The organism is Psychrobacter proteolyticus, assembly GCF_038155145.1.
Classification (GTDB): Bacteria; Pseudomonadota; Gammaproteobacteria; order Pseudomonadales; family Moraxellaceae; genus Psychrobacter; species Psychrobacter proteolyticus_B.
Genome location: NZ_JBAKAY010000002.1, coordinates 93,127 through 111,109 on the forward strand (window position 1 = coordinate 93,127; position 17,983 = coordinate 111,109).

At 42.0% G+C, this 17,983-nt stretch carries 17 protein-coding genes and 1 pseudogene; 14 read left to right on the forward strand and 4 right to left on the reverse strand.

The features are described 5' to 3' along the window. Positions 1 to 186 precede the first annotated feature (186 nt). Together V6252_RS02895 and V6252_RS02900 are read left to right on the forward strand one after the other, a co-directional pair. The gene (locus tag V6252_RS02895; RefSeq protein ID WP_341609211.1) at positions 187 to 1,461 is read left to right on the forward strand and encodes a saccharopine dehydrogenase family protein; all 1,275 of its coding nucleotides are present in this window, start codon (positions 187 to 189) and stop codon (positions 1,459 to 1,461) included. Positions 1,462 to 1,668: 207 nt separating this feature from the next. After that, a complete protein-coding gene (locus tag V6252_RS02900; RefSeq protein ID WP_341609212.1) occupies positions 1,669 to 2,208 on the forward strand; it encodes a ParB N-terminal domain-containing protein in 540 nt (179 codons plus the stop codon). Between the two features lie 66 nt (positions 2,209 to 2,274). Here V6252_RS02900 and htpX read toward each other — a convergent pair whose 3' ends face one another. Next, a complete protein-coding gene (htpX, locus tag V6252_RS02905; protein WP_341609213.1) occupies positions 2,275 to 3,189 on the reverse strand; it encodes a protease HtpX in 915 nt (304 codons plus the stop codon). A gap of 221 nt (positions 3,190 to 3,410) precedes the next feature. On the opposite strand from htpX, the gene V6252_RS02910 reads away from it, so the two are divergent. Continuing rightward, entirely contained in the window at positions 3,411 to 3,743 is a 333-nt protein-coding gene (locus tag V6252_RS02910; RefSeq protein ID WP_341609214.1) for a YnfA family protein, read from the forward strand. 109 nt (positions 3,744 to 3,852) lie between these two features. On the opposite strand, the gene V6252_RS02915 is transcribed toward V6252_RS02910, so the two are convergent. Then, positions 3,853 to 3,975: a hypothetical protein gene (locus V6252_RS02915; RefSeq protein WP_021815223.1), complete on the reverse strand. Its 123-nt coding sequence runs from the start codon at positions 3,973 to 3,975 to the stop codon at positions 3,853 to 3,855. Positions 3,976 to 4,368: 393 nt separating this feature from the next. Here V6252_RS02915 and V6252_RS02920 point away from each other — a divergent pair, with 393 nt between their 5' ends. The 11 genes from V6252_RS02920 (at position 4,369) to radA (ending at position 15,207) form a co-directional block, all read left to right on the forward strand. Beyond that, positions 4,369 to 4,986, forward strand: a complete 618-nt coding sequence (locus V6252_RS02920; RefSeq protein WP_341609215.1) for a 6-carboxytetrahydropterin synthase — start codon at positions 4,369 to 4,371, stop codon at positions 4,984 to 4,986. Further along, positions 4,979 to 5,509, forward strand: coding sequence for a tRNA (adenosine(37)-N6)-threonylcarbamoyltransferase complex ATPase subunit type 1 TsaE (tsaE, locus tag V6252_RS02925; RefSeq protein ID WP_341609216.1), 531 nt, complete (start codon positions 4,979 to 4,981; stop codon positions 5,507 to 5,509). Before V6252_RS02920 ends, tsaE begins: the two co-directional genes overlap by 8 nt. A gap of 53 nt (positions 5,510 to 5,562) precedes the next feature. Further along, positions 5,563 to 7,350: a DNA mismatch repair endonuclease MutL gene (gene mutL / locus V6252_RS02930; protein WP_341609217.1), complete on the forward strand. Its 1,788-nt coding sequence runs from the start codon at positions 5,563 to 5,565 to the stop codon at positions 7,348 to 7,350. 82 nt (positions 7,351 to 7,432) lie between these two features. Beyond that, positions 7,433 to 8,599, forward strand: a complete 1,167-nt coding sequence (gene miaA, locus V6252_RS02935; RefSeq protein WP_341609218.1) for a tRNA (adenosine(37)-N6)-dimethylallyltransferase MiaA — start codon at positions 7,433 to 7,435, stop codon at positions 8,597 to 8,599. Between the two features lie 327 nt (positions 8,600 to 8,926). After that, positions 8,927 to 9,454 (forward strand): RNA chaperone Hfq, encoded by a 528-nt coding sequence (gene hfq / locus V6252_RS02940; protein ID WP_341609219.1) that lies wholly within the window; start codon positions 8,927 to 8,929, stop codon positions 9,452 to 9,454. Between the two features lie 219 nt (positions 9,455 to 9,673). Continuing rightward, on the forward strand, positions 9,674 to 10,666 hold the full coding sequence (locus V6252_RS02945) for a KpsF/GutQ family sugar-phosphate isomerase (protein ID WP_341609220.1): 993 nt from the start codon (positions 9,674 to 9,676) through the stop codon (positions 10,664 to 10,666). A 77-nt stretch (positions 10,667 to 10,743) separates the two neighbouring features. Next, the gene (locus V6252_RS02950) at positions 10,744 to 11,310 is read left to right on the forward strand and encodes a KdsC family phosphatase (RefSeq protein ID WP_341609221.1); all 567 of its coding nucleotides are present in this window, start codon (positions 10,744 to 10,746) and stop codon (positions 11,308 to 11,310) included. Continuing rightward, positions 11,307 to 11,891, forward strand: a complete 585-nt coding sequence (lptC, locus tag V6252_RS02955; protein WP_341609222.1) for an LPS export ABC transporter periplasmic protein LptC — start codon at positions 11,307 to 11,309, stop codon at positions 11,889 to 11,891. Before V6252_RS02950 ends, lptC begins: the two co-directional genes overlap by 4 nt. Positions 11,892 to 11,980: 89 nt before the next feature. Further along, positions 11,981 to 12,538 (forward strand): lipopolysaccharide transport periplasmic protein LptA, encoded by a 558-nt coding sequence (gene lptA / locus V6252_RS02960; protein ID WP_425355843.1) that lies wholly within the window; start codon positions 11,981 to 11,983, stop codon positions 12,536 to 12,538. 143 nt (positions 12,539 to 12,681) lie between these two features. Next, on the forward strand, positions 12,682 to 13,392 hold the full coding sequence (lptB, locus tag V6252_RS02965) for an LPS export ABC transporter ATP-binding protein (protein WP_379544987.1): 711 nt from the start codon (positions 12,682 to 12,684) through the stop codon (positions 13,390 to 13,392). A 378-nt stretch (positions 13,393 to 13,770) separates the two neighbouring features. Then, the gene (gene radA, locus V6252_RS02970; RefSeq protein WP_341609223.1) at positions 13,771 to 15,207 is read left to right on the forward strand and encodes a DNA repair protein RadA; all 1,437 of its coding nucleotides are present in this window, start codon (positions 13,771 to 13,773) and stop codon (positions 15,205 to 15,207) included. Positions 15,208 to 15,369: 162 nt separating this feature from the next. Here radA and V6252_RS13850 read toward each other — a convergent pair. Continuing rightward, positions 15,370 to 15,711, reverse strand: a pseudogene (locus V6252_RS13850) (septal ring lytic transglycosylase RlpA family protein); the annotation flags it as partial. A 1,106-nt stretch (positions 15,712 to 16,817) separates the two neighbouring features. Next, a complete protein-coding gene (rodA, locus tag V6252_RS02980; RefSeq protein ID WP_341609224.1) occupies positions 16,818 to 17,960 on the reverse strand; it encodes a rod shape-determining protein RodA in 1,143 nt (380 codons plus the stop codon). Positions 17,961 to 17,983: the final 23 nt, after the last annotated feature.

The following is a 17,983-nucleotide window of genomic DNA, read 5'->3' on the forward strand; positions in this document are numbered from 1 at the left end:
TTTTTTACCGATAAGGGAATAAAAATTGTTATAATCGCGTCGGGCAAATAATGGAGTATTATTTGCCCGACGGGTGCGTGGGTTTTCCTCGGTCTTCCTTTTTAATTCACGCATATCATTCACTCGTTTCTGTTTTGCATAGCCACTATCAATGGTATCGACAGGGACACAAAGGAGGATTGTTCATTGAACACAAACCAACCAGTTAAGCCTAACAAAAAAGACGTACTGATCATCGGAGCAGGCGGTGTCGCTCAAGTGGTCGCGCATAAATGCGCGATGCACAATGATGTACTTGGCGAGATTCATATCGCCTCACGTACCAAAGACAAATGCGATGCCATCGCCCAAAGTGTAAAAGAAAAAGACAGCTTTAAGCAGGCTGCGGTCTTGCATACGCATCAAGTCGATGCGATGGACAGCCAAGCACTCGTGCAGCTGATACAAGACACAGGAATACAAATAGTCATCAATGTTGGTTCGGCATTTATCAATATGACCGTACTAGAAGCCTGCATTGAGACAGGTACTGCCTACATAGATACGGCTATTCATGAAGACCCACGTAAGATTTGTGAGACCCCGCCGTGGTACAACAACTATGAGTGGCAACGTAAAGAGCGCTGTGCAGACAACAATGTCACTGCCATTTTAGGTGCAGGGTTTGATCCTGGTATGGTCAACGCCTACGCGCGTCTTGGCTATGACATGATGGATGCAGGATCTGTGACGGATATCGATATCATTGATATCAATGCGGGCAGCCATGGCAAATACTTTGCGACCAACTTTGACCCAGAGATCAACTTCCGTGAGTTCACCGGTACGGTTTATTCTTGGCAAGACAGCAAGTGGCAGTCTAACAAAATGTTTGAAGTCAAACGTACAGACGACCTGCCAGTTGTAGGTGTGCAAAACAGCTATCTAAGCGGTCATGATGAAGTGCATTCATTGTCAGCCAATCTAGATGTACCAAACATTCGCTTTTGGATGGGTTTTGGTGAGCACTATATCAACGTCTTCACTGTCCTACAGAGCTTAGGATTATTGTCTGAGCAGCCAGTGATGACTGCTGAAGGTCAAGAAGTTGTACCACTAAAAGTTGTTAAAGCAGTACTACCAGATCCAAGCTCGCTTGCACCGAACTATACAGGCAAGACCTGTATCGGTGACAAAGTCAAAGGCAAGATCAATGGTGTTGAGACTGAAGTGTTTATCTATAACGTCTCAGATCATAAAGATGCTTACAACGAAGTTGGTAGCCAAGGTATCTCGTATACCGCAGGCGTGCCACCTGTTGCTGCTGCGATACTGGTCGCAACTGGCGAATGGGATGCAGGCAAGATGGTCAACGTCGAAGAGCTAGATGCCAAGCCATTTATCAATTTACTAAATAAGATTGGTTTGCCAACGCGTATCAAAGATAGCGAAGGTGATAGAGCACTTGAGTTTGATATTTAAATAACAAGTTTGATTTACAAAAGCCTGTCTACTAGAGACAGGCTTTTTTGTGTTTGACTGTATTGTAAAAAAGAGAAGATTTATTCACTATTTTTATGGGATGATTAGATACTACTAACGAGGATCAAGAGCTGAGTATTTTCAAGGTTAATATATAACGAATAAGATTTATGAAGCCCGCTTGATATTTGAAAAATAGGATTAAATATGGATATGGACGAGGTTTTTGCTGCTATAGCAGGTGAAACATTAGAGGTTTATCAGGACAAATATAAGTTACGCTCAAGAATATTAAGTGAAGCAAGTCAGTATATAGAAACAGATTCTTCAGATTGGCCACCTATCACCTTTAATTGGGACTTATCAAAAGAAGGTCAACGCTTCTCTTTAGATGGTGAGAATGAGCTGAGTTTTAAAACTCACTATCCAGAAGGTTTTATATTAGGAAAAGTTGAATTAGAGATTTTAGACAAAAAACTATGCCATTTTAGCCGTAGAGATAAAGGTGAGCTTTGGACATTAGGACGTAAAAATAGTTTGGCATATTTGATTGTCTATCTATCTCAAAACAGACCTATATCACCGCCATTGGTAAAACCTCACCTTATGGGAGAGGTTATATTAATGGGCGGACATCACCGATATGCTATTGCAAAAGAAATAGGGGAAAAGTCTATTCCTATTTATGTAGAGCCAAAGTATAGAAAAGAAATAGAAAAAATTATGGAAATAGATTGGATTAGCTAGAGTAGTGAGATACGCACTGTACTCTACATCGTACCTCTAATAATATCGTAGCTATATTTTCCTCCATTATCGCGCACTAGGATTATATTCTCGCAATGCCGAAATACGGTCATCAAGCGTGGGGTGTGAGCGGAATAGGTTGGCAATACTAAAGCCTTGAGTTTGTCCTGATGAGATCGCAAATGCTTTCATGCTCTCAGGCATTTGATCCGGTCGCTGTGCAGAAGGACGCAACGCATCAAGCGCACTGATCATTTTTTCGCGGCTGGCAAGCTTTGCGCCCATTTGATCTGCACGGAATTCACGTAAGCGTGAGAACCACATGACGATGGCAGATGCCAAAAACCAAAGTAAGATATCCATTACGATACTGGTAATAAAGTAACCAATACCGGGGCGGTCACTGGTGTTTTTAAACACAGTACGGTCAACGAAACTACCGACAATACGTGCAAAGAACATTACAAACGCATTTACGACCCCTTGAATGAGGGCAAGGGTTACCATATCACCGTTAGCCACATGGCCAATCTCATGCGCCAATACGGCTTCGACTTCATCTTGATTCATGTTTTGCAATAGACCAGACGAAACCGCTACCAGCGCTTTATTCTTATTCCAGCCAGTCGCAAAGGCATTTGGCTGCGAATTATTAAAGATACCAACCTCAGGCATACCGATATTTACGGCTCGTGCTTGTTTGGCGACTGTATCAACTAACCATTGCTCAGTAGCGGTGCGTGGCGATTCTATGACTACCGTACCAGTGGATCTTTTAGCCATCCACTTTGATATAAATAGCGACACCATCGAGCCGACCATACCGTAGATACCACACATAATGGCAAGGCTAATGTAGTTAAGACCACCTGCGCTGTGCACACCACCGATCCCAAAAAACCTTGATAAAATACCAAACACAATGCTAAATACCACAATCACTGCTAAGTTGGTTAATAAAAATAATCCAATACGCATCATGATGCTAACTTCCTATTTACAATGTCGGTATGGCCTCGATAGACGGTTATCTAAGAGGTTTGCTTGCTATGATAGATTTTACTGTGATTTTGACTGTAATGTCAGACAAAATAGCTTTTTATAAGTGGTGATAGAGATAGGGTGATTATTTTGGGAAATACCGTACAATACCTGACTGGTTTTATCGGGTTAGAAGGATATTAGACGAGGAGTAGTGATTTTTGACAGAATTAAAGACGGTTGGGCTATTTGCGCTTACTGCATTGGCTGAGATTGCAGGATGTTATCTACCTTATCTTTGGCTGCGAGAAGGCAAGTCAATCTGGCTACTGATACCTGGTGCGCTGAGTTTGGCCGCGTTTGTTTGGCTGCTGTCATTACATCCGACTGCTGCGGGCAGGGTTTATGCTGCATATGGTGGTGTTTATATATGTATGGCGATTTTATGGTTGTGGACGGTCAATGGTATAAGACCAACCATGTGGGACATAGTGGGTTCGGTAGTTGCGCTATTAGGAATGGCGATCATTATGTTTGCTCCGCGCGGAGCTTAATAAAAACCTAAGCTTAATTAAAGATAGTGCTTAGCTAAAGGCCAATGACGAACCAAAAAAAATACCAATCGAACGGTTAGGTCAGATTGGCATATTGATGTATCGATTGTTAATGTTTACCTAAAATACTACCATTGTCGTCTTTCTTGGCTTGTTTGGCAGCTTTCTTCTCTTTAGCCGTCAAAAGGGGCTTTTTCTTAACGTTCTTCTTACTATCTTGACCTTTGCTCATCATCGTTTCCTTTTTTACAGCACACTACTCATTACGCAAAGTTAAGCGAATTCAAGACAGTGTGAATACAGCTAACATAGCTGTTTACTGAATAGAGTATAGGCTTAAGCTTTAGTAATAGATAGCGCTCGCACAATTCGTCTACGATTCAAGTATCATTCAAATCATTTATGGTTTTCGTTAAGTGTTCTTTGCGCAGAATGATGAGCAATCCCAATACGGTTAGTCCTAGTTTATCAATTGATTCGTTCAATCAATCATTGTATTAATAAGTGCTTACTTACGGATACATGGCGATTTGCTATAATGAACCATAAACCGATTCATAAACGCGGCAAACTCTTATTTATTAACATTTAGCACCATAGTGCTTACTGTTTTGGTCAAATTATTATGCGTATTCGTAAACTGTTCAAATTTGAAAATGCTCACATCGTTCGTAACTGTAGTTCTGAGCGTTGTAAGCACTCGATTCATGGCCACAGCTATCAAATTGAGCTGATCCTTGAAGCCAATCGTTTAGACCATGGGCAAATGGTTTATGATTTTGGTTTGCTAAAATCTTCCATCAAAGACATTATTGATAGCTTTGATCATGCCATTTGTTTTTGGAACAAAGATGATCCTGAGTATGTCGCAGCGTGTAAGAAATTTAGCGCACGTTGGATAAGCTTGCCAGTTTCACCATCGGCAGAGCAGTTTTCACGAGTGATATTCTTTTGGGCACAAGAAATACTGCGTCAGACACAAATGCAAAACGGCGAAGCAGATGTCAGCGTTTACTCAGTGATTGCCCATGAGACGGCGACAGGGTATGCGCAGTGCTTTGCTAATGATGTTGCAAATGATCAAATGGGTAAACTAGTTCTAGAAGATTTTGAATTCAGTGAGCAGGTTCGTGCTGAGTGGACTGACTCTGAGCTATATGCCAAACTGATTCGTGGTGAAAGCTTTACCAATCCAACGGTGACCATGCAGGTACAGACAGAGCAGGTTCAGTCTGATGTGTGATGCTCAATCTATAGAAAATGGTAAATACTTAAAGACTCTGATACTCAATTCTGAGCAAGATACTCAAGCATTAGCTAAGCAATTAGCGACATTGCCGCTGACAGGTAGCGTGTGGCTGGCAGGCGACTTAGGCGCTGGAAAGACTACACTAACGCGTTATTGGTTACAAGCGCTTGGTCATACAGGTGCGGTAAAAAGTCCAACTTATACCTTGGTTGAGCCTTATAGTATTCAGCGAAAAGATGGTTCGATCAAACCAGTTTATCATGCAGACTTATATCGTCTGCAAGATCCAGAAGAGCTGTCTTTTATTGGATTTGACGAGTATCTGGATGAGCCTGAAGCGCTAGTAATTATCGAATGGGCTAGCCGCGCTGATAGCTATTTGCCGCCGCCTACGTTATTCATCGATATGACTCAAAGTGTCAGCGATGATAACGACACTGAAGCACGCCAAGTGCAGTTGAGAGTGTCAAAGGCAGGTCAAGCGCAGGGTTTGGATTTATCACAACTTATCATCTAAATGAATATCTAAATTATACCAAACGCTACTTTCTAAAAATACGACATCTATCCATGCCAGATAATCATCCTAATACCCGCATCAAAAAACTATCGCCGTTGCTGGTCAATCAATTAGCAGCAGGTGAAGTGGTGACACGTCCAGCAGCAGTGGTCAAAGAGCTGCTGGAAAATGCCATCGATGCTGGTGCGACCAATATTGAAGTGCGCATCACTCAAGGCGGTATGGGTCTGATTGAGGTAGTGGATAATGGGGTCGGTATTCATCCTGATGACATGGTCATGGCCATCACTCGTCATGCGACCAGTAAGGTTGCTGACGTTGCTAACTTGCATGGTATTACGACATTGGGTTTTCGCGGTGAAGCGTTAGCGGCGATGGCTGCTGTCTCGCGTTTGACCCTAACCAGTAGTCATGATGAGAGTGGTATTGGCCGTCAATTACAGGTCGCTGGCGTATTGGATGACACACCGAAACTGTTACCAGTTGTCCATAACCGCGGTACCACGATTGTTGTAAAAGATTTATATTTTAACGTGCCTGCCCGCCGTGGCAATTTGAAATCTATTGCTACTGAGTTCGGTCATATCGAAACTATCGTCCGAGAAGTTGCACTGGCGCGTGCCGATGTTGCTTTGACACTTTTTCATGACAATAAACAGCGGCTATCATTATCTGCAAGTGCTACGAGTATTAGTGGTAATAATGACAATAATGACAGTCGTTTGCCACTACCGCGTCTAGAACAGGCAACGGGTATGGCATTGACAGATAATGCATTAGCAATATCGATAGATTTGTCGAGTCTGGTACAGTCGTCTGTAGCGTACGATGATAGCAATGGTAATCACGCAGCGATTAGTGGCTGGTTATGGCCATTGCATCATGAAAAATCTGACTTACCCAAGCTGATTTATGTAAATGGTAGGCTGGTAAAAGAAGCGTTGATTAGCAATCAGATACGTCAACTGGCACAAGGTGCGCAGCTAGCAGGTATGGGGTATGCACTGTATTTTGATTTGCCAACGCAATGGTTAAATATCAATGTACATCCATCTAAACAACGTATCAAAATTAGTCCATTGAATAATATTATGGCGCACTTAGGTCATACAGTTCGTACGCAGTTGAAAACGATTGATGTAGCTAAGTTTGGGTCTGAGTCTGCATCTGCGTCCGTAGCGACGACAGACGCTGATAGCCAATATACTTCTGTGGCAAGAACAAGTAATGATGTTCTTCTAAGTCGTTCTTCTGAAATACCCCTTTCGAGTATTCAGCCTATCAACAACCCAAGGCAGAATAATCAAGTAGAAGCTACTAGACAGCCTTATCAGTCTACTGCAAACCAATTATCTTCAAATAATCCTTCATTGCAAGAGTCAATGCAATCTTATATCAATGAGCGATCAGACCAAAGCAACAACAGTAACAACAGCACGTCACATGATTCCGCTGTAGCAGTTCCCTATGCATTTTTGCCAATTTGCTTAGATATCATCAACGATATAGAAACTATTGGTATTGACTCAAGCATAGAGGATAAAAGTCTACCTTGGCTGTTATTTTATCACCAAGGGCAGTGTGTACTGATAAGTGCTAAAGACTGGCAGTCTAAAATAAGCCAGCTATTTGAGTCACTTACCTCTAGTCAGCAAGTATTCAAAAAAGATAGATTACCAAGCAGTGCTACTGAGTTTAATCAGCAACTTATTAGTGTCAATACGCAAATGTCTGCGCAAGATTCAATACTTCTTGTGAATGATCTTACTGAAATAATTACGAACAATGCTATTAAAGCGATAGATAGTCACCACTTAGTAAAGCTAATGCTATCCTGAATATCTGAAAATAATTACAACATCTTAAAGCAATTAAACCAATCGATATCTGAGTTATCCATATATTATGAAAGGCCACTTTATGCAACATTCGTCTGATAGCCTACCTCACAAACTGACGGATAACAGCGTAGTTTGTCTTATGGCACCAACTGCTAGCGGCAAGACATCACTGGCATACGAGCTATATGATACAGGTCGTTTTGAATTAATTTCTGTGGACTCAGCGCTGATATATCGTGACATGAATATTGGCACAGCCAAGCCAACAGCGGCTGAGCTGGCGCGTTATCCACATCATTTGGTCGATATCATTGATCCTATGCAAAGCTATAGTGTGGCGGAGTTTGTCAGTGACGTTGCCCGCCTCATTGACGAGTGTCACAGAAATGGCAAGATACCATTATTAGTAGGCGGCACCATGATGTATTACATGGCGCTACTCGATGGGTTGTCTCCTGTGCCCGATAGCGATGACAGCGTACGGGCGCGAGTAGAGCAGTGGCGTCAAGAGGAAGGTATTAGCGCTCTATATGATTATTTGAGTAGTATAGACCCTATAAGTCATGAGCGCTTGAATGCTACTGATACTCAGCGTATCACGCGAGCAATTGAAGTCTATCTACAAACAAATATTCCAATAAGTGACTGGCAGCGCAAGCCGAAGCAAGCATTGGCACATAATCCGAAGCAGCAATGGCATGCGCTATCGGTAATGCCGGATCGTCCATGGCTACATGATCGTATCGAACAACGCCTAGATATCATGTGGAATGAAGGGCTAGTGGCTGAAGTCATAGACTTACTAAAAAAGTATCCGCTCACGCCTAATATGCCTTCGATGCGCTGTGTGGGTTACAGGCAAGTACTAGAATACTTGGTGCACATTGATCATCCGATATTTAATGAGACTCATCTGGATAAAGCTCAATTTTATGAAGCTTTTGGAAAGCATTCAGCTGTCAACGGAGAAACAGAAATCACAGATAATGTTGCTCAGTCAGCTGCTCAACCAAACATGGCTAACCAAGAGACCGAGGCGCTTGCTTGTCAGGAAATGCAAAATAAGGCATTATATGCTACAAGGCAGCTAGCAAAACGTCAGTACACATGGCTAAGAAAGGTAATGCAATTGCCCAGTGCAACATCAAATGGGATGGCAGACTCTGAGAGTGGGACTGATAATAGCAGTCGTATGATATTACAAACGTTTGAAACCATGGCCGAAGCACGAGAGTACTTGTCTTAAGGTACAATAATAGCTAACACAATTAGTTTCAAAAGTTGGCATAGATAGCTGTTATAATTTAGCTCAGTGCATTGAGCATTGTTATGATGTCTGGTTTATGAACTTTTGTAGACATAAATCATTAACGAAACAACTAGTTACTTAATTATTTACAATAATAACGTATTCGCGATAAAGTGGAATCACTTAAGAGCAACGAATATTTATTTAGATACGTTTTATAAAGAAAACACCTTATTGTATCTACCTTTTAGCCATTATAATTAAATTAACACTTAAAATAATTGGCACTCAAAACATAACTATATAATATTTAGGAGAGATTTCATGTCAAAAGGACAAACTTTACAAGATCCGTTCTTGAACTCGCTGCGCAAAGATCGCATTCCTGTCTCTATTTTCTTGGTCAATGGTATTAAACTACAAGGCCAAATTGAATCATTTGATCAATATGTCGTTCTCCTGAAAAACACAGTGAGCCAAATGGTATACAAGCATGCTATCTCAACAGTAGTGCCAGCACGTAACCCGCGTAGTAGTACGACGACAGGTACAAGTGCTCAGCCTCAGAGTGCAGCACCAACCGGATATCAAGGCGGTGGCTTTGAACGTGGTAGTAACCCTGCTGCTGGCGGCTTTGAAGAGCGCGGATTTGCATCGAGTCGCAGTGGATTCAATCGTGGTGGTTTTAGCCAAGGTCAAGATCGTGGTTTTGAACGCGGTAGCTTTGGCCAAGGCCAAGAGCGTGGGTTTGAGCGTGGTGGTTTTGGTCAAGATCGTGGGTTTGATGCCACGGCAGATAGTACAGGCTTCGAAGATAAGCCAAACGATGGTTCTAATGATAACAACAGCTAACTCATTGCCATAATCGAGCATGTTATCTAAAAAAATATTAAAACATGATTTATTCGTTTAAAACCTGCTGATAATAGTGGGTTTTTTTTGTATAGATAGCAGCATGCTCTTTATTCAGTATATAGCACTATATTAGTGTAGATTTTGTAGACCATTACTAATATGAAACATAGTGTAGTAAAATAGAGTATTGATTCATTATAAAAATAGAGCGGATTCATGAGTGATACCAAAAACAACTTAACCCATGAGCAATTTATTACCACTGCTATCGAGGCCATTAATACCGAAATATCTGCGTTAGCACTGCTAACAGAACAGATTGACGACAGATTTGCACAAGCATGTGACATCATTCTGACTTGCAAGGGTCGAGTAGTAGTCACGGGCATGGGTAAGTCAGGGCTAATTGGACGCAAGATTGCAGCAACCTTTGCCTCAACTGGTACGCCTGCTTTTTTTATGCATCCTGGTGAAGCAGGGCATGGCGACTTGGGAATGCTTGTAAAAGGTGATGTGCTGCTTGCTATTTCAAACTCAGGTGAGTCAGATGAAATCAAGATGCTACTGCCAGTTGTTAAACATCTAAATATCCCTCTCATCAGTATCAGTCGTGATAAGCGCGGTATGCTACCACGAGCAGCTGACATTGTATTAACGCTCGGTCAGTCGCAAGAGGCTTGTCCGCTTAATCTAGCGCCTACATCCAGTACGACAGCTACTTTAGCGCTCGGAGATGCATTGGCGGTTGCTTTAGTACATGCCCGTAATTTTACTTCTGAAGATTTTGCATTATCGCATCCTGCTGGTGCACTGGGTCGTCAGCTATTGACGCGTGTTGAAGATTTGATGCATACCAAGTCAGAAGACTTGCCTTTGATTCATCAGCAGGCCCCATTGCAACAAGCTTTATTTACCATGTCTGCCGGTCGCTTGGGTATGACAGTAGTGACTGATGATAATAACAAGGTCGTCGGTGTGTTCACAGATGGTGACTTGCGCCGAGGGTTAGAAAAAGGCATCGATCTACAAACGCCAATGCATGAAGTAATGGTCAGCAATCCACGCCATATCAGTAAAACGATGCGTGCGTCAGATGCGCTTAGTGTCATGAATGAGAGTAGTATTAGCCAGTTATTGATTATTGATGATGAAGATCGTTTAGAAGCTATTATTACCGTGCATGATTTGCTGCAAGCTGGTGTTAAATAAGGTTTGTGAGTTGCCGTTGAAATAGTTAAGCTATATAGAATAACGCTTCGAAAATAAATAATAAAAAGAGACAAATAATGCAGGACTTGATACAGAAAGCTGGACAAGTAAAACTATTGGTCATGGATGTCGATGGTATTTTATCCAATGGTCAAATTATCTATGATGCCAATGGTGTCGAGACCAAAGCATTCTCAGTACAGGATGGTGTGGGTGTTAAGTCTCTAGCGCGCTACGGTATTTTAACAGCCATCATTACGGGCCGTAGTAGTGCAATGGTAAACAAGCGCGCAGCAGAAATGGGCGTCAACCATGTGGTGCAAGGCCGTGATGATAAGCTTGTTGCGCTAAACGAGCTGCTGTCTTCTCTAGATCCTGCCCTGAATATTACTGCTGCCGACTGTGCCTATATGGGTGATGATTTACCAGATATTAAAGCGATGCAAACAGTAGGATTTGCAGCAACCGTACCTAATGCGCATGCTGAAGTCATCAAGCGCAGTGACATGGTAACGACTCGTGCTGGCGGCACTGGTGCAGTGCGCGAGATATGTGATCTTATTTTAAAAGGTCATGGACATTATCAAGACTTTATCGCGCATTACACGCTTGATGAGGCGCAAACTCAGGATAAACAGTCGTGAATACACGTGTCTTAATTGTATTAGCCTTAATTATTGCTGGTATCGCGGGTTGGTTTTTTCAGCAGCAAGGCGACGTAACGCCGCCAGTCAATATTGAAACGACAGATGTCGATTATGAAGCCACTGATATCAAAGCCGTGCAGACCAATGAGCAGGGCGAAACCGAATACGAGCTTACCGCTGAATCTTTAACACATAATCCTGAGACCAATCAGGATGAAATGTCAGGCATTACCATGAATTGGGAGCCATCTGCAGAGCAACGTTATCGTATTCAAGCGGGCAGTGCAGCCATCAGTCAACAGACAGGGGAGCTTAGTTTATCAGGTGGATTTACACTGGTGAGCGAAGGCAATAAGAGTACCCCTGATATCGAACCGATAAAAGTAACTGGTAGTACGCTAAAAGGTAATACGAAATCAGGCAAGGTATACAGTGACGCGCCTGTGAAAATTGAACAAGGCATGAATCGATTTGAAGCCTCTAGTATGACTGCCAATCTTGAGACAGGTGAGTACGAATTTGGCCAAGTTGCTGTTGCCTTTTCTCCATCTAAACGCCAAGACAAAGCATTGTTTTAATCAAAGTCTTTCTTATTTACTGTGTCAAAAAATAGCAGCTAGCATAAAGTTTGCAAATCCTACCACCTATTATGAAATGAGTTATTTATATGAAACTTAAATTTTTGCCTACTTTACGCGCATCGTCATTCTGCTTGCAAAAATTGCGCGCACTGCCAATGGTAATGTTATTGGCGCTACCGCTATATAGTCACGCATTGCCATCAGATTCTAATCAACAGATTAAATTGCTAGCGGACAAAGCTACTTATAGTGAGCGTACAGGCGTGACCAGTTATGCAGGGAATGTCATTATCACTCAAGGTACGTTTAAGATGACGGCTGATAACATCACGGTCAATCTTTCTCAGCAGCGTAGCATTAATTCAGCGGTAGCAACTGGCCGTCCAGCGACTATGCAGCAAGTAGTCACGCAAGAGAAAGGCTTGGCAAAAGGGCAGGCTAATAAGATTGACTACAACGCAGTGTCTGGGATTATTACGCTAACTGGCAATGCAAAACTGGTTCAAAATGGTGCAAGCTTCGCTGGTAATGTCATCCGTTATAGCCTAAAAGCAGGTGATGTTGAAGCGACTGCTGGCGGCAATCAGCGCGTTGAACTGGTATTCCCGCCTAATAACGGTACAAACCAAAGTGGCGTACGTTAATCCAAATAAACAGGCTATGAGTAAATTAGTCTGCCTTTAGCAATGCTTAAATTTTGTGAAAGTAAGAGTAAGTTATGAGCGATGATAAAAATCTAGACCTATCGGCATCAAATACTAATACGGCGCCTGTCGCTCGATTGACTATGCAAAATCTAGGCAAACGCTATGGTAAGCGTTGGGTGGTCAAAGACGTTTCATTTTCTGTAGAACAGGGTCAAGTCGTCGGACTGTTGGGGCCTAATGGTGCGGGTAAAACAACTAGCTTTTATATGGTGGTGGGACTGGTCAATATGGATAAAGGCCGTGTTACGCTAGGTAAAATGGATTTATCTAAATACGCAATGCATGAGCGTGCGCGTGCGGGTATCGGCTATCTGCCGCAAGAGGCATCAATCTTTCGTAAACTGTCTATCGAAGATAATATCTTAGCTATCCTACAGACTCGTACAGAATTAAGTAAAGCTGAACAGCAGCAAGAACTTGAAAAATTGATTGGCGAGTTCCATTTAGAACATGTGCGCAAGTCTCAGGGTATGAGCGTGTCAGGCGGTGAGCGTCGACGCTGTGAGATTGCGCGAGCATTGGCTGCTGATCCTAAGTTTATCTTATTGGATGAACCTTTTGCGGGGGTAGATCCTATCTCTGTCGGCGATATCAAAGACGTTATTTTGACATTGAAAAATCGTGGCATTGGCGTTTTAATCACCGATCACAATGTTCGAGATACACTGGCTATTTGTGAAAAGGCTTATATCGTATCAGAAGGCGCTATCATTGCAGAAGGTACTTCAGCTGAAGTGTTAGAAAATGATTTAGTAAAATCTGTTTATCTAGGTAAAGACTTCCAAGTATAAGTGAGAGCGTTAAATCCCTTATCTCATACTCTATTTTATAAGATCGGTTCAGAGTAAAACAGAGCTACTAAAGTAGAGTTATGCTAGTATGGATTTTCCTTACTTCCTCTGCATTTTGCTTTCCAAACGCTGCGTAAAATTTATACCAACAATTTTGTATTTTCTAATTAACTAGTAGAACTGGCTAACACTATTATATATAGAGCCTGTAAGCCAGTTACTACTTATATCTACAATTAATCTCATCCTCTTTCAAGTACAGCTTGCAAAACCAATGGCTGACTTATCATGACAAATATTTTTGAATCAGCACTTATAAAGCGTGACAATACTTTCTTCATTATTCTCGATTGACCCTCTGAATAAGGCTTATAAGCTATGGCAAAAAATAAAAGCAGCTATGTCTGTCAGCATTGCGGTGCGCATTTTGGTAAATGGGCTGGGCAGTGTACGGATTGCGGGGAATGGAATAGCTTGGTTGAAGCCCCAAATGTCAGCATGCCACATCACAATAAAAGCACCGCGAAGCCCAATAACGCACGAGCTGCTACTCGTGGTACCAGTGCGCCAGCTGGTAACTACTCCGGTACTCACAGTGCTGTCATGCCGCTTAATGCAGTAAGTGTGACGCTCGACACGCGCCTACCAACCGGTATCAGTGAGTTTGATCGCGTACTCGGCGGTGGGTTAGTAGCAGGTTCTGTGGTGTTAATCGGTGGTGATCCAGGTATTGGTAAATCAACTATCTTGCTGCAAACCGCGACCAATATGGCACGAGCTGATTCATTGGCAGGTAGTGCATTATACGTGACGGGTGAAGAGTCACTTGCACAGGTGGCCATGCGAGCCAAACGTTTAGACTTGCCTGCTGATAGACTGCGTGTACTGGCCGAAACTAACGTAGAAACTATCTGTGCTGCATTAACGCAAGAGCAGCCAGCCATCGCTATTATTGATTCTATTCAGACGATTTATACGGACGCTATTAACTCTGCACCAGGTGGTGTCAGTCAGATTAGAGAGTCTGCTGCGATTTTGACTCGCTATGCTAAGCAAACAGGTACAGCGCTATTTTTAGTAGGACATGTAACCAAAGAGGGTACGTTAGCGGGTCCGCGAGTATTGGAGCATATGGTTGATACCGTACTTTATTTTGAAGGCCAGTCTGACTCGCGTTTTCGTATGATTCGTGCGGTTAAGAATCGCTTTGGTGCGGTTAATGAACTGGGCATCTTTGGTATGACTGACATGGGGCTCAAAGAAGTCGCCAATCCATCAGCGATATTTTTGAGTCGTTATGACAAACCTGTTGCTGGATCTGTAGTAATGGTCAGCCGTGAAGGTACAAGGCCGTTACTAGTAGAAGTGCAGGCCTTGGTAGATGATTCACAAGGCTCGCCTAGAAGGATGGCGCTGGGTCTAGATTTCCAACGTTTATCCATGTTACTAGCAGTGATGCATCGCCATGGCGGAATACATACCAGTGGACAAGATGTCTATGTCAACGTCGTTGGTGGCGTTAAAGTCATAGAGACAGGATCTGATTTGGCCGTACTGTTGGCCTGTGCTTCAAGTATCAAAGAGAGAGCGTTACCATCTTCATTAGCAGTATTTGGTGAAGTGGGCCTATCTGGTGAAATCCGCCCAGTACCTAATGGACAAGAGCGCCTGAAAGAAGCGATGAAACATGGGTTTAAGCATGCCATCATTCCAAAGGCCAATGCACCTTCTAAGGATGCGCCTCAGTTTAAGGGTATCAATGTGATTGCTGTCGAGCGTCTGGATGATGCTATCGAAAGCGCATTTGAGTTATAAGTTATATAGAATTAATAGTACTGTGTTTTGAGTAGCTTAGTCGCTACTGTTAGTTTGGAACGATAAATATAAACCATAAAAAAAGCCTAACTAATGATTAGTTAGGCGTTTTTTGCTATATAGGCTAGCAATATTATTGGTCTTTAAAACCGATACCTAAAATTAAGGTCCTGCAACTCGCTCAATAGCAACGTTACCTACGCCTTTGCTCGTAATACCGAGTTTTTTAGCAGCACCATAAGATAAATCTAATACACGGTTACCATGGAATGGGCCACGATCGTTCACTTTTACCACGACACTTTTACCATTGGTCTTGTTAGTAACTTTGACATAGCAATTCAATGGTAATGAGCGATGCGCTGCAGTTAAACCGTTCATGTCGAAAGTTTCGCCACTGGCAGTCTTGCGACCATGAAACTTACGACCATACCAAGACGCAAGACCAGTCTGCTTAAATTTGCTGACAGAGTTAGAGGCAACAGCTGTTAGGCGCTCTAATACATCTTCATCGTTGGTAACTTGTGTCGTATCATTGGCTAACAATGAGCTGCTAAGTGCCAATGAAGTCGGCTGACGGGCTGACTTTACCAAACTTGATGCACCATCATGTTGACGGCTTAATTCACCAAGTACACGGTCAATGTGGGAGGCGTTATCTTGCGAAATCATAGCAAGTGTGGTCTTTGCTTCTACAGCATTTGCATTGGTAGCGACTGCAGAGCCAGCAAATAGCATTGCTGACATTGTAAGTAAACCAGATAAACGCTTGTTCATAAATACCTCTATAACTTATACATCAAAACCTAACTCTAAATATTTTAGATTGAGCATGGCATTAATCTCTTGTTTTCATATTGATTAATGAATGGCTCTTATAGATATTAATATATGGTAATTTTTCATTTCATTATCATCAGTATTCAGCAGAAATAGAGCTAAAGCGACTGACGATACGCTCAAATGATAGTTAGCGATAAGCATTGAATACAAAGTCCAAAATCAGGACTGAGTGACAATGTCACTATATGTCGTATTTACATGATGTGCGATCTACAAACTTTTTTAGAATGCTACGTTAATAAAGGGTTAAGAGGACATCGCGTATCGCTTTGTTATCAAACCGTTAATTAAGTAGTGTATTTGAAAGTCTGGAATCTACAAGATGCTAACTATACGGCTACGCTACAACCTAAATATATTTAAATGCAAAGTTTATTAGTAGCTATGTACGGGTTATGTATCAGAGTACAGTAAAACGAGGTTAACGCAATTTTTTGTAAAAAACAAGGAATAAAATCTTTCTAGACTTATGGGTGGTTAACTCATATTGCAAATTATGCCTATTTACTATTAAAAATAAGAGGAGTTAAAACGAACAATTATTTCGGATTTGTAACTATTATAGTGATTGATACGAACATACATTATATGAAAACCATTAAAATAAAAAATCCATAGCGCTCAGAATAAAACTTTTCTTCGCGCTATGGCTCATTGTCTTTTATCAAATCATTTGTAATACAAAACAATTTATCTTAATGGTACTACCATAATTATTACAACGACTTACTCGAAAGACTATTTATACAGAAAGTATTTTATTCCAGTTAGTCAGATTTATGTGTATGGATAGACATGAGTAGGCCAAATCCTGCCATCAGAGTCACGATAGCCGTACCCCCATAACTAATAAATGGTAGTGGAACACCTACGACAGGCAAAATGCCGCCAACCATGCCGACATTGACGAATATATAAACAAAGAAAGACATAGCGATAGCACCAGCCAACAATCTGCTATAAACATCAGGATGGGTGAAAGCGATATATAAGGCACGTGATAAAAGGCAAAAGTAAATGAACATCAGTAGCATCACGCCGAGTAAACCAAACTCTTCAGAGAAGGCGGCAATAATAAAGTCAGTATGTCCTTCTGGCAGAAAATGCAGGTGTGATTGAGTGCCTTCTAAATAGCCTTTTCCAGTGAGGCCGCCTGAACCAATAGCTGTCTTCGATTGAATGATGTTCCACCCAGCACCTTGTACATCTGCTTCAGGATTAAGGAGTGTCAATACCCGCGTACGCTGATAGTCGTGGAGTAAAAAGTTCCAAGCAAAAGCAATAAACGGCACAGCCAAAATTACAGCAGCAGAAATCAATCGCCATGAAAGGCCTGCTAAGAAAAGCACAAATATACCACTAGCAGCGACCAGTAGTGATGTACCAAGATCGGGCTCTTTAGCAATTAATAGCACCGGTACAATGATTAATGCCAAGGTAATAGCAATGCTAGACGCTGACGGTGGCAAATCACGCTTAGACAAAAACCAAGCACACATCATTGGCATGCCAAGCTTCATAAACTCTGAAGGCTGCACACTACCGAACCCAGGTAAATTGATCCAGCGCTGAGCACCCATACGTACTTCACCGATAATATCTACCAGCACTAATAATATAAGCCCTAAGACATAAAATATAGGCGTAAAAGTACGATAGAGACTGGGCGGTATCTGCGCCATGGTAAACATCACAGCGAATGCCACACCGTAACTGACCATTTGGCGAATGACCATACCAATATCTTGGCTAGCGGCGCTGTATAGAATCGTTAGACCAATGCAACAAACCGTCAATAACAGTAAAGTTAACCATGGGTCGATATGAATACGTTGCCATAGTGTCGGTGCATGACCTTGACCCAAATGATGGCTCTGACGTGAAAAACGATATTGCGGGTTAGAAGACATAGGCAGAATTTGGCTAACAATTG

Coding starts and splice junctions, on each gene's coding strand:
- V6252_RS02900 (WP_341609212.1), top strand. CDS start 1,669: ATGGATATGGACGAGGTTTTTGCTGCTATAGCAGGTGAAACATTAGAG.
- htpX (WP_341609213.1), bottom strand. CDS start 3,189: ATGATGCGTATTGGATTATTTTTATTAACCAACTTAGCAGTGATTGTG.
- V6252_RS02915 (WP_021815223.1), bottom strand. CDS start 3,975: ATGAGCAAAGGTCAAGATAGTAAGAAGAACGTTAAGAAAAAGCCCCTT.
- V6252_RS02920 (WP_341609215.1), top strand. CDS start 4,369: ATGCGTATTCGTAAACTGTTCAAATTTGAAAATGCTCACATCGTTCGT.
- tsaE (WP_341609216.1), top strand. CDS start 4,979: ATGTGTGATGCTCAATCTATAGAAAATGGTAAATACTTAAAGACTCTG.
- mutL (WP_341609217.1), top strand. CDS start 5,563: ATGCCAGATAATCATCCTAATACCCGCATCAAAAAACTATCGCCGTTG.
- miaA (WP_341609218.1), top strand. CDS start 7,433: ATGCAACATTCGTCTGATAGCCTACCTCACAAACTGACGGATAACAGC.
- hfq (WP_341609219.1), top strand. CDS start 8,927: ATGTCAAAAGGACAAACTTTACAAGATCCGTTCTTGAACTCGCTGCGC.
- V6252_RS02945 (WP_341609220.1), top strand. CDS start 9,674: ATGAGTGATACCAAAAACAACTTAACCCATGAGCAATTTATTACCACT.
- V6252_RS02950 (WP_341609221.1), top strand. CDS start 10,744: ATGCAGGACTTGATACAGAAAGCTGGACAAGTAAAACTATTGGTCATG.
- lptA (WP_425355843.1), top strand. CDS start 11,981: ATGAAACTTAAATTTTTGCCTACTTTACGCGCATCGTCATTCTGCTTG.
- lptB (WP_379544987.1), top strand. CDS start 12,682: ATGCAAAATCTAGGCAAACGCTATGGTAAGCGTTGGGTGGTCAAAGAC.
- radA (WP_341609223.1), top strand. CDS start 13,771: ATGGCAAAAAATAAAAGCAGCTATGTCTGTCAGCATTGCGGTGCGCAT.
- rodA (WP_341609224.1), bottom strand. CDS start 17,960: ATGTCTTCTAACCCGCAATATCGTTTTTCACGTCAGAGCCATCATTTG.